The organism is Enterobacter sp. 241F3 (genome assembly GCF_034106785.1).
In the GTDB taxonomy this organism is placed as follows: domain Bacteria; phylum Pseudomonadota; class Gammaproteobacteria; order Enterobacterales; family Enterobacteriaceae; genus Enterobacter; species Enterobacter vonholyi.
Genome location: NZ_JAWNDD010000001.1, coordinates 693,094 through 706,870, shown reverse-complemented (window position 1 = coordinate 706,870; position 13,777 = coordinate 693,094). Strand labels below are relative to the sequence as shown.

Sequence of the window (13,777 nt, the reverse complement as noted above, 5' to 3'; positions counted from 1 at the left end):
ATGAAAAAAATGTTGCGCTTTGTCCTTATCCTCATCGTCGCGCTGGGCATCGCTGGCGGAGCAGGCGTATGGAAAGTTCGCCAGCTGGCGGACAGCAAGATCCTGGTTAAAGACGAAACGATCTTTACCCTGAAAGCGGGAACCGGCCGTCAGGCGCTTGGGGAACAGCTCTATGGCGACAAGATTATTAATCGTCCACGGGTATTCCAGTGGCTATTGCGCGTGGAGCCTGAGCTGTCACATTTCAAAGCCGGCACCTATCGCTTTACGCCAGGAATGACCGTCCGGGAGATGCTGCAGCTGCTGGAAAGCGGCAAAGAAGCCCAGTTCCCTCTGCGGTTTGTGGAAGGGATGCGCCTGAGCGATTACCTTAAACAGCTGCGCGATGCGCCGTATATCAAACATACGTTAAAAGACGATAGCTATCAGACGGTAGCAGAAGCGCTGAAGCTTGAGCATCCGGAATGGGTGGAAGGCTGGTTCTGGCCAGACACCTGGATGTACACGGCAGGCACGACCGATGTGGCCATCCTTAAGCGGGCGCACAAAAAAATGGTCGCCGCAGTGGATGCCGCCTGGCAGGGGCGAATGGAAGGATTGCCTTACAGCGATCAGAACCAGTTCGTAACCATGGCCTCGATCATTGAGAAAGAGACCGCCGTTGCCGCCGAGCGCGATCGGGTGGCGTCGGTGTTTATCAACCGTCTGCGTATCGGCATGCGTCTGCAAACCGATCCTACCGTTATCTACGGCATGGGCGAGAGCTACGCCGGCAAGATCTCACGAAAAGATCTGGAGACGCCAACGGCGTATAATACCTACGTGATTAGCGGTTTACCGCCAGGCCCGATTGCCACGCCGAGCGAGGCGTCGCTAAAAGCAGCCGCGCATCCGGCTAAAACACCGTATCTCTATTTTGTGGCTGATGGAAAAGGGGGGCACACCTTTAACACCAACCTTGCCAGCCACAACCGCTCTGTTCAGGACTATCTGAAGGCACTTAAGGAAAAAAATGCGCAGTAAATACATTGTCATTGAGGGACTTGAAGGGGCGGGTAAAACCACTGCCCGCAACGTGGTAGTGGATACGCTCAAATCACTTGGCGTGGCGGACATGGTGTTTACCCGTGAGCCGGGCGGCACGCAGCTGGCTGAAAAGCTGCGCAGCCTGGTGCTGGATATTAAATCCGTCGGCGACGAAGTTATCACTGACAAAGCCGAAGTGCTGATGTTCTACGCGGCGCGCGTGCAGCTGGTTGAGACGGTGATCAAACCCGCCCTGGCCGAGGGTAAGTGGGTGATCGGTGACCGTCACGATCTGTCGACTCAGGCGTATCAGGGCGGCGGACGCGGCATCGACCAGACCATGCTGGCAACGCTGCGTAATGCCGTACTGGGAGATTTTCGCCCCGACCTGACGCTCTATCTGGATGTAACCCCGGAAGTGGGCCTCAAGCGTGCCCGCGCGCGCGGCGAGCTGGACCGCATAGAACAAGAGTCGTTTGATTTCTTTAACCGCACCCGTGCGCGCTATCTTGAACTGGCCGCACAGGACAGCTCAATTTGTACCATCGATGCGACGCAATCCCTGGACGACGTCACGCGTGACATTCAGCAAACCGTGACGCAGTGGGTGCAGGAGCAGCAGGCATGAAATGGTATCCATGGTTGCGCCCGCACTTTGAACAGCTGATCGGCAGCTATCAGGCGGGGCGGGGGCATCATGCGTTACTGATTCAGGCATTGCCGGGAATGGGCGATGACGCGTTGATTTATGCCATCACCCGTTTTCTGATGTGCCAGCAGCCGGAAGGGCATAAGAGCTGTGGCAAATGCCGTGGCTGCCACCTGATGCAGGCGGGTACACATCCTGACTACTACACCCTTGAGCCTGAGAAGGGTAAAAGCGCGTTGGGTATCGATGCCGTGCGGGAAGTCAGTGAAAAATTGTATGAACACGCGCGGCTGGGCGGCGCTAAAGTGGTCTGGCTTAAAGACGCCACGCAGCTGACCGAGGCGGCCGCTAATGCCCTGCTGAAAACCCTGGAAGAGCCGCCGTTAAAAACGTGGTTTTTCCTCTCGTGCCGCGACCCGGGAAGATTACTGGCGACGCTGCGTAGCCGCTGTCGTCTTCATCACCTTGCGGTTCCTCAGGAATCGTGGGCGCTGAGCTGGCTGGAACGAGAGGTGACAACGTCACCTGAGAGCGCGCTGTCCGCCTTGCGCCTGAGCAGCGGCGCGCCTGCGGCGGCGCTGGCATTACTGCAGCCTGACGTCTGGTCAGAGCGAGAAACGCTCTGCCGTGCCATCGAAACGGCACTGAATAACCACGACTGGCTAAGTTTACTGCCTGCGCTTAACAGCGAGCGGGCCGTTGATCGGCTGCACTGGCTGGCCTCCTTGCTGCTGGATGCGCTCAAAATCCAGCGAGGGGCAACGCTTTTGACCAACCCGGACGCGTGGCCGCTGGTGAATACGCTGGCGAACCGCCTCTCAGGGACGGTTCTTCACGCTATGCTTCATGAAATTTGCCAAAGCCGTGAACAGCTTTTAACCGTGACGGGGCTTAATCGCGAGCTTTTACTGACCGACCAGTTACTGCGTATCGAACATTACCTGCAACCCGGCGTCACACCGCCTGTTTCCCATCTCTGAGAGAGACATTATGTTTTTAGTCGACTCACACTGCCATCTTGATGGCCTGGATTATCAATCCCTGCATAAAAACGTGGATGACGTGCTGGAAAAAGCCGCCGCCCGCGATGTGAAATTCTGCCTTGCGGTAGCGACGACGCTGCCGGGCTATCGCACGATGCGCGAGCTGGTGGGCGTTCGCGATAACGTGGTGTTCTCCTGCGGCGTACACCCCCTGAACCAGGATGAAGAATATGACGTTGACGATTTGCGTCGTCTGGCGGCGGAAGAGGGCGTGGTGGCAATGGGCGAGACCGGGCTGGACTATTTCTACACGCCGGAAACCAAATCTCGCCAGCAGGAGTCCTTCCGCAACCATATTCGCATTGGCCGTGAACTGAATAAGCCGGTTATCGTCCACACCCGCGATGCACGTGCGGATACGCTGGCGATCCTCCGGGAAGAAAACGTGACGGATTGCGGTGGCGTACTACACTGTTTCACAGAAGACAGAGAAACGGCGGGTAAACTGCTTGATTTGGGATTTTATATCTCGTTTTCGGGGATCGTGACGTTCCGTAACGCTGAGCAGCTCCGGGATGCCGCGCGTTATGTTCCGCTCGATCGCATTCTGGTGGAGACAGACTCTCCGTATTTGGCCCCGGTACCGCATCGCGGTAAAGAAAACCAACCGGCGATGACGCGAGACGTGGCCGAGTACATGGCCGTTCTGAAGGGCGTCAGCATCGATGAGCTGGCCCGCGTGACGACGGAAAACTTCTCCGCGCTGTTCCATATTGACCCCGCCCGCCTGCAATCTGTCTGATACACCTGTTTTTTTTAGGCTCGTAATTAATAAGTAAAGCGAGTAAAGTTCACCGCCTCATTTGGGGCGGTGAGGGTGTTTTTAGACACATCCGGACATGCTTTTTGTAAATAACTGAAAGTTTTTCGACCGCCTTAAGCTGAAACGTGATAGCCGTCAAACAAACTCAGAGGGAATTATTTTACTCTGTGTAATAAATAAAGGGCGCTTAGATGTCCTGTCCACGGCACGGTACTCCCCCCGGGCCAATGCGTGAAAGCGTAAAAAAAGCACAAATACTCAGGAGCACTCTCAATTATGTTTAAGAATGCATTTGCTAACCTGCAAAAGGTCGGTAAATCGCTGATGCTGCCAGTATCCGTACTGCCTATCGCAGGTATCCTGCTGGGTGTCGGTTCTGCTAACTTCAGCTGGCTGCCAGCCGTAGTGTCCCACGTGATGGCCGAAGCAGGCGGTTCTGTCTTTGCTAACATGCCACTGATCTTCGCGATCGGTGTGGCTCTGGGCTTCACCAATAACGACGGCGTTTCTGCGCTGGCTGCAGTGGTTGCCTACGGCATCATGGTGAAAACCATGGCTGTGGTTGCGCCGCTGGTTCTGCATTTACCGGCAGAAGAGATCGCCGCGAAACACCTGGCAGACACAGGTGTTCTGGGCGGTATCATCTCCGGTGCGATTGCAGCGTATATGTTTAACCGCTTCTATCGCATCAAGCTGCCTGAGTATCTGGGCTTCTTTGCGGGCAAGCGTTTCGTTCCGATCATTTCTGGTCTGGCAGCGATTTTCACTGGCGTGATCCTTTCCTTCATCTGGCCACCAATCGGCTCTGCTATCCAGACCTTCTCTCAGTGGGCTGCTTACCAGAACCCGGTTGTGGCGTTTGGTATCTACGGCTTCATCGAGCGTTGCCTGGTGCCATTCGGTCTGCACCACATCTGGAACGTTCCTTTCCAGATGCAGATTGGTGAATTCACCAACGCAGCAGGCCAGGTATTCCACGGCGATATCCCACGTTACATGGCGGGCGACCCAACTGCAGGTAAACTGTCTGGTGGCTTCCTGTTCAAAATGTACGGTCTGCCAGCAGCGGCGATTGCTATCTGGCACTCTGCTAAGCCAGAGAACCGTGCAAAAGTGGGCGGTATCATGATCTCCGCAGCGCTGACCTCGTTCCTGACCGGCATCACCGAGCCGATCGAGTTCTCCTTCATGTTCGTTGCGCCGATCCTGTACGTTATCCACGCGATTCTGGCGGGCCTGGCGTTCCCAATCTGTATCCTGCTGGGTATGCGTGACGGTACGTCCTTCTCTCACGGCCTGATCGACTTCATCGTTCTGTCCGGTAACAGCAGCAAACTGTGGCTGTTCCCTATCGTGGGTGCGTGCTATGCCGTTGTTTACTACACCATCTTCCGCGTGCTGATTAAAGCACTGGACCTGAAAACTCCGGGTCGTGAAGATGCGACAGAAGACAGCAAAGCTGGCGCGACCAGCGAAATGGCTCCGGCACTGGTCGCAGCGTTCGGCGGTAAAGAGAACATCACTAACCTGGACGCGTGCATCACTCGTCTGCGTGTGAGCGTTGCCGACGTAGCGAAAGTAGACCAGCCGGGTCTGAAAAAACTGGGCGCAGCGGGCGTAGTTGTTGCAGGTTCTGGTGTACAGGCAATCTTCGGTACCAAATCCGATAACCTGAAAACCGAAATGGATGAGTACATCCGCAGCAACTAAGTTGTGACCTGGGGAGACTAAGGCAGCCGAATGGCTGCCTTTTTTATTTGTGTCTTAAAAACGCCACTGAGGCACAAGAGCGGTCACTCTTCAGTCAGCTGATGAACATTCAGGAAAGAAATCGAGGGAGGAGGTTGAAAGGACAGGAGAAACTCGCTCATACTCTTGCATTGTGTCACACACCGATCCCGGGAGTGTGTTTACAGCGGACGCATTGCGCCAGATTAAACAAAAAAGGAAAAGGTCATGGCTGAAGAAACGATTTTCAGTAAAATTATCCGCCGCGAAATTCCGTCGGATATCGTCTATCAGGATGAACTGGTGACGGCTTTCCGGGACATTTCCCCTCAGGCCCCGACGCACATCCTTATTATTCCCAATATTCTGATTCCGACTGTAAACGACGTAAAAACCGAGCATGAAGTGGTGTTAGGTCGTATGCTGACGGTGGCCGCGAAAATCGCTGAACAGGAAGGCATTGCACAAGACGGTTATCGTCTGATCATGAACTGCAACCGTCACGGTGGCCAGGAAGTTTATCATATTCACATGCATCTGCTGGGTGGTCGTCCTCTGGGACCGATGCTGGCACATAAAGGTCTTTGACATGCTTAAAGGGCGTATTGCAGCGCTGATAATGACGATGATGATTGTGGGGTGCAGCTCGCGCCCGGCGATCCCCGTGAATGATGAACAGACGCTGGTCATGGAATCCTCCGTGCTTGCCGCGGGCATCACGGCGCAACAGCCCGCGTTGACTATCAGTGAAATCAACTCATCTGCCTCCTCTACGCTCTTTAATGAAAGACATGAGCCCGTGACGGTCCACTACCGTTTTTTCTGGTATGACGTAAGAGGTCTTGAAATGCATCCGCTGGAGGCGCCTCGCAGCGTCACCATTCCGGCCAGGTCGTCGGTAACGCTCTATGGCAGCGCCAACTATCTGGGTGCACATAAGGTGAGACTTTATCTTTATCTCTGAGGGGTGAACCTTGATTAAAAATTTGAGCCGCTATGCGCTCGTGACAGCTTTCGCTCTGTTCCTGGCAGGGTGTGTGACCCGAACTGAACAGCCAGCGCCTGTGGAAGAGGCGAAACCGGGCACTGAACAGCCGACGCCGCCAACGCAGCAGCAGCCAACCGTGCCGTCTGTGCCGTCTATTCCGTCACAGCCAGGCCCGATTGAACATCCGGACCAGACGTCGCAACCCACGCCGCGCGTGCGTCATTACGACTGGAACGGCGCAATGCAGCCCATGGTCGGCAAAATGCTGCAGGCACAGGGCGTGACGGCAGGTAGCGTGTTGCTGGTCGATAGCGTGAACAACCGTACCAACGGTTCGCTGAATGCGGGTGAAGCGACGGAAACTCTGCGCAATGCCCTGGCAAACAACGGTAAGTTTACGCTGGTCTCAGCTCAACAGCTCGCGGTAGCCAAACAGCAGCTGGGCCTTTCGCCGCAGGATAGCCTCGGTACCCGCAGCAAGGCGATCGGTATTGCCCGTAACGTTGGCGCACAGTATGTGCTTTACTCTAACGCCACCGGTAACGTGAATACACCAGCCCTGCAGATGCAGCTGATGCTGGTTCAGACAGGCGAAATTATCTGGTCAGGTAAAGGTGCGGTTACGCAACAATGACAGCACGCGTGAAGAGATTCTGACGCGCTATTTTCCTCAGTACCGCCTTATCGCGCCGCAGGCCCATTCCGGGCTTGGCGGCGCGAGTTGCATTATAGCGCAGGGCGAACAACGTCTGGTCTTGCGGCAAAACCATGACCCCGATGCGCCTGCCTCCCATTTCCGTCGTCAGTTTCGCGCCCTGAGGCGTCTACCGTCAGATCTCGTGCCTGCCCCTCGTTTTTTCAGACAGGGCTGGATGGCCGTCGACTATCTGGAAGGTGATGTTAAAAGCGCGCTGCCGGACACGCCTGTGCTCGCGGCGATGCTGTATCATCTGCACCAGCAGCCACGTCTGGGATGGCGAACTACGTTATTCCCGCTGCTTGAACACTACTGGCAGCAGGCCCTGCCTGACAGGCGCACTCCAGTGTGGCTGGCACATCTCAGGCGGCTGCGTAAAACGGGCGAGCCGCAGCCGATTCGGCTCTCGCCGCTGCACATGGATGTTCATGCCGGAAATATTGTGCATACGTCAGCGGGCATCAGGCTTATCGACTGGGAATATGCCGGAGATGGCGATGTCGCGCTGGAGCTGGCGGCCGTCTGGACGGAGAGTGAAGCCGCGCGGCAAATGCTCATCATGGACTACGCCCAGGTGGCACACATTAACGCCGACGCGCTGAAGCGTCAGGTCAAACGCTGGCGGCCCTGGGTCGTCATGTTAATGGCTGGCTGGTTTGAAATGCGCTATCGGCAGTCCCGAGACAAACAATTTATTGCGCTGGCAGACGATGCCTGGCGTCAGTTACAAACTAAAGGATAAGAGAGGTGGATGTGGGTCCAGTCATGTTGGATGTAGAAGGGTTTGAGCTGGATGCGGAGGAGCGTGAAATTCTGGCGCATCCGCTGGTGGGGGGGCTTATCCTGTTTACCCGCAACTATCACGATCCGGCGCAGCTGCGTGAGCTGGTGCGTCAGATCCGCGCCGCGTCGCGCAACCATCTGGTGGTCGCCGTCGATCAGGAAGGCGGACGCGTGCAGCGTTTTCGCGAAGGGTTTACCCGCCTGCCGGCAGCCCAGTCTTTTGCCGCGCTGCTCGGCACGGAAGAGGGCGGGAAACTGGCGCAGGAGGCCGGCTGGCTGATGGCCAGTGAAATGATTGCCATGGATATCGACATCAGTTTTGCCCCGGTTCTGGACGTGGGGCATATCAGTGCCGCCATTGGCGAGCGCTCGTACCATGAAGATCCGCGCATTGCGCTGGCCATGGCGACCCGGTTCATCGACGGCATGCACGATGCCGGGATGAAAACCACCGGGAAACACTTCCCGGGCCACGGGGCGGTTACGGCGGACTCGCATAAAGAGACCCCGCGCGATCCGCGCCCGGAAGCGGAAATTCGCGCGAAAGATATGTCGGTGTTCAGGTCGCTCATCACCGACAACAAGCTGGATGCCATCATGCCTGCGCACGTGATTTATAGCGACGTTGACCCGCGCCCTGCCAGCGGCTCTCCGCACTGGCTGAAAACCGTTCTGCGTCAGGAGCTGGGCTTCAATGGCGTGATCTTCTCTGACGATTTATCGATGGAAGGGGCGGCGATTATGGGCAGCTACGCTGAGCGCGGCCAGGCGTCGCTGGATGCAGGTTGCGATATGATCCTGGTCTGCAATAATCGTAAAGGTGCCGTTAGCGTGCTGGATAACCTGTCGCCGATCAAAGCTGAGCGTGTTACACAATTGTATCATAAAGGTTCATTTAGCCGTCAGGAGCTGATGGATTCGGCGCGCTGGAAGACGGTCAACGCCCGGCTTGAAGACCTGAATGAGCGCTGGCAGGCACATAAAGCCAGCCTGTAAACCCTCCCGGAAGGCGTAGCGTGGTGAGAAGACGATGATCATCTATTTACACGGTTTTGACTCAAACAGCCCTGGTAATCATGAGAAGGTGCTGCAGCTGCAGTTTATCGATCCGGATGTACGGTTGATCAGCTACAGCACGCGCCATCCGAAGCACGATATGCAGCATCTGCTCAAAGAGGTGGACAAGATGTTGCAGCTCAACGTCGACGATCGCCCGTTGATCTGCGGCGTGGGGCTGGGCGGCTACTGGGCGGAGCGCATTGGCTTCCTGTGCGACATCCGTCAGGTGGTATTCAATCCTAACCTGTTCCCGAACGAGAACATGGAAGGCAAAATTGACCGCCCGGAAGAGTATGTCGATATTGCGACCAAGTGCGTGAGCAATTTTCGTGAGAAAAACCGTGACCGCTGTCTTGTGATCCTGTCGCGTAACGATGAGGCGCTCAACAGCCACCGGGCGGCAGAGCTGCTGCATCATTATTACGAAATTGTCTGGGACGAAGAACAGACCCACAAGTTCAAAAACATCTCCCCGCACCTGCAGCGTATCAAAGCATTTAAAACGCTGGGTTAATTTCTTGCCTGCAGGCGTCGAAGCCCGGCCGTGAAAGCGTGCCGGGCTTTCTTTTTGACCAGAATTGTCTACTTTTAAGCCATCAAAACTTGATGCATATCAATTTTGGTATGACCAATGCGCCTGACGTGGTATTCTCAATGCACCTGAATGGTTTCAGTGCTGTAACCTGTTGTTAATTAAGGGTTATTTTTATAACTTTTAATTAACAATTGGTTAATAATTTGAGGGGGTCACGTTGACTACTCCATTGAAAAAGATAGTGATTGTAGGCGGTGGTGCTGGCGGGCTGGAGCTGGCGACACAGCTGGGCAAGAAGCTGGGTCGCGGTAAAAAAGCCAAAATTACGCTGGTGGATCGTAACCACAGCCACCTGTGGAAACCGCTGCTGCACGAAGTGGCGACCGGTTCTCTGGATGAGGGCGTGGACGCGCTCAGCTATCTGGCGCACGCGCGCAACCACCATTTCCAGTTCCAGCTGGGCTCGGTGGTGGACATCAACCGTGAAAGCAAAACCATCACTCTGGCAGAACTGCGCGATGAAAAAGGGGAGCTGCTGGTTCCTGAACGCAAGCTGCCGTACGACACGCTGGTCATGGCGCTGGGCAGTACCTCCAACGACTTCAACACGCCGGGCGTGAAAGAGCACTGTATCTTCCTCGATAACCCGCACCAGGCGCGTCGTTTCCATCAGGAAATGCTGAACCTGTTCCTGAAGTACACCAGCAATATGGGGGCGAACGGTAAGGTAAATATCGCCATTGTCGGCGGCGGTGCGACGGGCGTTGAGCTGTCTGCGGAGCTGCACAATGCGGTGAAGCAGCTGCACAGCTACGGTTATAAAGGATTAACGAATGAAGCGCTGAACGTCACGCTGGTCGAAGCCGGTGAACGCATTCTGCCTGCGCTGCCTCCGCGTATTTCCGGTGCGGCGCACAATGAACTCACCAAGCTGGGCGTGCGGGTACTGACGCAGACCATGGTGACCAGCGCCGACGAAGGCGGCCTGCACACCAAAGACGGCGAGTATATCAAAGCGGATCTGATGGTCTGGGCGGCCGGCATCAAAGCGCCTGACTTTATGAAAGATATCGGCGGTCTGGAAACCAACCGCATTAACCAGCTGGTAACCGAGCCGACGCTGCAAACCACGCGTGACCCTGAAATCTTTGCTATCGGTGACTGCGCCTCCTGCGCGCGTCCTGAAGGTGGATTTGTGCCGCCGCGCGCGCAGGCCGCTCACCAGATGGCAAGCCTGGTCCTGCACAACATTCTGGCACAGTACAAAGGCAAGCCAATGAAGGCCTATGTCTACAAAGACCATGGTTCTCTGGTGTCTCTGTCAAACTTCTCTACCGTCGGCAGCCTGATGGGTAACCTGATGCGCGGCTCGATGATGGTAGAAGGGCGCATTGCCCGCTTCGTGTATATCTCCCTGTATCGTATGCACCAGATTGCGCTGCACGGCTATTTCAAAACCGGGCTGATGATGCTGGTCGGCAGAATCAACCGCGTGATCCGTCCGCGTCTGAAGCTGCACTAATCTTTCACTCCCTCCGGGCTCTCCGGAGGGAGTTTTTAGCATTTCATGCTGTAGATCACAGATTGAGTGCTTAAGAGTTCTCCTAAATACAATATATCTCCTCTGAACGCCCCTTTTTTGATCCTTTATCTGATTGGCGAAGCCGTGCCTCCATTGCAAAATTGTTACCAATAGCAACAAAGGAGGAAGTCCCGTGAATAAATCAATGTTGGCGGGTATAGGGATTGGCGTCGCGGCTGCGTTAGGTGTGGCTGCCGTTGCCAGTCTCAACGTATTAGATCGCGGCCCGCAGTATGCGCAGGTGGTTTCTGCTACACCGATTAAAGAAACGGTAAAAACGCCTCGTCAGGAGTGCCGTAACGTCTCCGTGACGCATCGTCGTCCGGTGCAGGATGAAAACCGTATCGCCGGTTCTGTTCTGGGCGCGGTAGCGGGTGGCGTGATTGGTCACCAGTTCGGCGGCGGCCGGGGTAAAGATGTGGCGACCGTGGTCGGCGCGCTGGGTGGCGGCTATGCCGGTAACCAGGTGCAGGGCGCGATGCAGGATAACGATACCTACACCACGACTCAGCAGCGCTGCAAAACCGTCTATGACAAGTCGGAAAAAATGCTGGGCTATGACGTGACGTACAAAATTGGCGATCAGCAGGGCAAAATCCGCATGGATAAAGACCCGGGCACGCAAATTCCACTGGATGGAAATGGCCAGCTGGTTCTGAATAACAAAGTGTAAAAAAGATGTTCTCTGAATTTAGCTCCTCATGCGCTCAGGCTGAGGAGCTTTTTTTTGCTTCAGATTTTCAGTAGCTCAGGCCACAGCCGCAGCGTGGTTTCGCTTATATTCTGCAGTTTTTCCAGCGTAGCCCCTTCACGGGCGCTGATCGACATCCCCTGCAAAATACAGCTCAGGTATTGCGCCAGCAGCTGTGGGTTGCACTGGGCAGGGATTTCACCGCGCTGCTGGCGCTGAGCCAGAAATGCGCTAAGCGTCTCCTCCTGCATGGCATGCCGCGATTTCACCGTGTTGGCAATCTCTTTAGAGGACGCCGCCAGGGTGGCAGAGGTATTAATCATAAAGCAGCCCGCAGGCGTCTCTTTACTGGTGAAGCAGGTCGCGACGGCGGTGAAATAATCCCGAAGCGCCTGTTCGACGCTTTTCTCTTCACAAAACAGCTGGGCTTCGTGTTTCGCCGCAAAGCGCGAAATGTATCTGTCCAGCACCGCCCTGAACAGCCCCTCTTTATTGGTAAATTCGGCATACAGCGTCGGCGCTTTTGCTCCGGTAGCTTCTACCAGATCGGAAAGCGAGGTTGCTTCATACCCATGTTGCCAGAAGAGAGTCATGGCCTTATCAAGCGCTGCATCCCTGTCAAACACTTTTGGTCGGCCACGGCTTTTCTTCGCACAACTCGTGACGTCGGTTGTCATTTGCCGTTGGTCCTCTGTTGATTTGTTGAATGACCATTATAAAAATAAACGCAAGTCACCACCAGCGCTGAATGCTTAAAAATAAATTAATCATATGAGTATGAAAAATAACGACTTTAAAATTAAGTTAATGGTCATTATAAAATTATGTTGACGCGTGATGTGGATCACATTTATGATTTACCTATCGATCGTTAACTAAATGATTAACGACCTCCAAATTCATCTGCTAAAGGTAAACATCATGAAAAACGTAAAAACCCTCATCGCTGCCGCTGTTCTGAGTTCACTCTCTTTCGCAAGCTTTGCTGCTGTACAGGTACAGTCCACCCCGGTCGATCAGCATAAAGTCGGGACCATTTCTGCGTCTGCCGGTACTAACCTGGGTTCCCTGGAAGATCAGCTGGCACAAAAAGCGCAAGAGATGGGTGCAAAATCTTACCGCATCACCTCTGTGACCGGTCCTAACACCCTGCACGGCACCGCCGTCATCTACAAATAAGCCGGGCATAAACCCTCATTTATGCCACTGCAATAAAAAACGCCCTGCTGAGCAGGGCGTTTTTTTATTTCTGATTTACATCGACTGCTGGACGACGCCGTGATGCCGGGTGACATCGGTCGGCATGCCTGAGCGGGCCTCCATTGCGCGCTCCATCACCACGCTGTTGGTATTCGCATTCGTTTTGAAGCTTACCATCGCGGCATTCAGGTTAATGGGCAGCGTCTGCGGATCGTCGCCAATGTTTTTCGATAGCGGCTGATGAATTTCAACCAGCCGCACGCTGCCCGGCTCCTCAGAAACCTTAATCGGCGTATTGATAATATTCACTTTGGTACCCGGCGTAACGACGTTAAACAGCGTTTTGATATCGTCATCGCGCAGACGAATGCAGCCGGAGCTGACGCGCATGCCGATGCCAAAGTCCGCATTCGTTCCGTGCAGCAGGTAAACGCCGCCGTAGGCCGCCAGACGGATTGCGTGGTGACCCATCGGGTTATCCGGGCCTGCTGGCACCACGGCCGGAAGATCGATGCCCTGAGCTTTATAACGGGCACGAATATTGGCCGTCGGGGTCCAGGTTGGATTCGCGCGTTTATCCGAGACGGTTGTGACCATCGTCGGCGTCAGGGTGTCGCCGCCCAGCTGACCAATACCAATCGGGTAGACGGTTACCTCATTTTTACCCGGCGGATAATAGTACAGGCGTAGCTCCGCCAGGTTTATCACGATCCCCTCGCGCGGGGCGTCCGGAAGGATAGTCTGTAACGGGATTGTCAATACGCTGCCCGCGCGCGGGACGTACGGGTCGACGCCGGGGTTCGCCTGCAGCAGAGCCAGAAAACCGACATTATATTTTTTGGCAATGGCTTCCAGCGAACCGCCATTATTTTCAACCACATGAAAGCGGTTTTCCCCCACGACCTTGCTGCCGGGCGGAGGGAGGGGCCAGGTATTTGCGCGAGCGGGAAGCGCCACCGCGACGGTGGCTGCCAGCGCAAACAGGGTTAACCAGCGAGTAATACGCGAAGAGGTCATCATCACCATAATCCAT

Annotated in this window: 16 protein-coding genes; 14 read left to right on the top strand and 2 right to left on the bottom strand. The window is 55.1% G+C overall.

What is annotated here, in order from left to right:
* The 13 genes from yceG to UR504_RS03250 all read left to right on the top strand — a co-directional run bounded on the left by yceG (position 1) and on the right by UR504_RS03250 (position 11,526).
* Positions 1-1,023, top strand: a complete 1,023-nt coding sequence (gene yceG / locus UR504_RS03310) for a cell division protein YceG (RefSeq protein WP_111965543.1) — start codon at positions 1-3, stop codon at positions 1,021-1,023.
* A complete protein-coding gene (tmk, locus tag UR504_RS03305; RefSeq protein WP_133294167.1) occupies positions 1,013-1,654 on the top strand; it encodes a dTMP kinase in 642 nt (213 codons plus the stop codon). Before yceG ends, tmk begins: the two co-directional genes overlap by 11 nt.
* Entirely contained in the window at positions 1,651-2,655 is a 1,005-nt protein-coding gene (gene holB, locus UR504_RS03300; protein ID WP_302234735.1) for a DNA polymerase III subunit delta', read from the top strand. The genes tmk and holB overlap by 4 nt, the downstream gene beginning before the upstream one ends.
* 10 nt (positions 2,656-2,665) lie before the next feature.
* The gene (locus tag UR504_RS03295; protein ID WP_302234736.1) at positions 2,666-3,460 is read left to right on the top strand and encodes a metal-dependent hydrolase; all 795 of its coding nucleotides are present in this window, start codon (positions 2,666-2,668) and stop codon (positions 3,458-3,460) included.
* A gap of 297 nt (positions 3,461-3,757) precedes the next feature.
* On the top strand, positions 3,758-5,191 hold the full coding sequence (gene ptsG / locus UR504_RS03290) for a PTS glucose transporter subunit IIBC (RefSeq protein WP_023311158.1): 1,434 nt from the start codon (positions 3,758-3,760) through the stop codon (positions 5,189-5,191).
* A gap of 246 nt (positions 5,192-5,437) precedes the next feature.
* Positions 5,438-5,797 carry a purine nucleoside phosphoramidase gene (gene hinT / locus UR504_RS03285; RefSeq protein WP_302234737.1) on the top strand — a complete coding sequence of 120 codons (360 nt, stop codon included), beginning with the start codon at positions 5,438-5,440 and terminating at the stop codon, positions 5,795-5,797.
* 1 nt (position 5,798) lies between these two features.
* Positions 5,799-6,173 (top strand): YcfL family protein, encoded by a 375-nt coding sequence (locus UR504_RS03280; protein ID WP_111965547.1) that lies wholly within the window; start codon positions 5,799-5,801, stop codon positions 6,171-6,173.
* 10 nt (positions 6,174-6,183) lie between these two features.
* Positions 6,184-6,831: a penicillin-binding protein activator LpoB gene (gene lpoB / locus UR504_RS03275; protein ID WP_047650878.1), complete on the top strand. Its 648-nt coding sequence runs from the start codon at positions 6,184-6,186 to the stop codon at positions 6,829-6,831.
* Positions 6,812-7,636, top strand: a complete 825-nt coding sequence (gene thiK, locus UR504_RS03270) for a thiamine kinase (protein WP_302234738.1) — start codon at positions 6,812-6,814, stop codon at positions 7,634-7,636. Before lpoB ends, thiK begins: the two co-directional genes overlap by 20 nt.
* A gap of 11 nt (positions 7,637-7,647) precedes the next feature.
* Positions 7,648-8,673 carry a beta-N-acetylhexosaminidase gene (gene nagZ, locus UR504_RS03265; protein WP_127732759.1) on the top strand — a complete coding sequence of 342 codons (1,026 nt, stop codon included), beginning with the start codon at positions 7,648-7,650 and terminating at the stop codon, positions 8,671-8,673.
* 34 nt (positions 8,674-8,707) lie between these two features.
* The gene (gene ycfP, locus UR504_RS03260) at positions 8,708-9,250 is read left to right on the top strand and encodes an alpha/beta hydrolase YcfP (protein ID WP_008500781.1); all 543 of its coding nucleotides are present in this window, start codon (positions 8,708-8,710) and stop codon (positions 9,248-9,250) included.
* A gap of 238 nt (positions 9,251-9,488) precedes the next feature.
* On the top strand, positions 9,489-10,793 hold the full coding sequence (locus tag UR504_RS03255; protein ID WP_008500780.1) for an NAD(P)/FAD-dependent oxidoreductase: 1,305 nt from the start codon (positions 9,489-9,491) through the stop codon (positions 10,791-10,793).
* Positions 10,794-10,986: 193 nt separating this feature from the next.
* Entirely contained in the window at positions 10,987-11,526 is a 540-nt protein-coding gene (locus UR504_RS03250; RefSeq protein WP_008500779.1) for a glycine zipper 2TM domain-containing protein, read from the top strand.
* Positions 11,527-11,585: 59 nt separating this feature from the next.
* Here the strand turns inward: UR504_RS03250 and UR504_RS03245 are convergent, their stop codons facing one another.
* A complete protein-coding gene (locus tag UR504_RS03245) occupies positions 11,586-12,221 on the bottom strand; it encodes a TetR/AcrR family transcriptional regulator (RefSeq protein WP_024909039.1) in 636 nt (211 codons plus the stop codon).
* A 244-nt stretch (positions 12,222-12,465) separates the two neighbouring features.
* Between UR504_RS03245 and bhsA the strand changes: the two genes are divergently transcribed.
* Complete coding sequence (gene bhsA / locus UR504_RS03240) at positions 12,466-12,723, top strand: multiple stress resistance protein BhsA (RefSeq protein WP_008500777.1); 258 nt, start codon at positions 12,466-12,468, stop codon at positions 12,721-12,723.
* Between the two features lie 75 nt (positions 12,724-12,798).
* Here the strand turns inward: bhsA and ldtC are convergent, their stop codons facing one another.
* Positions 12,799-13,764 carry a L,D-transpeptidase LdtC gene (gene ldtC, locus UR504_RS03235; RefSeq protein WP_320739325.1) on the bottom strand — a complete coding sequence of 322 codons (966 nt, stop codon included), beginning with the start codon at positions 13,762-13,764 and terminating at the stop codon, positions 12,799-12,801.
* Between the last annotated feature and the right edge of the window lie 13 nt (positions 13,765-13,777).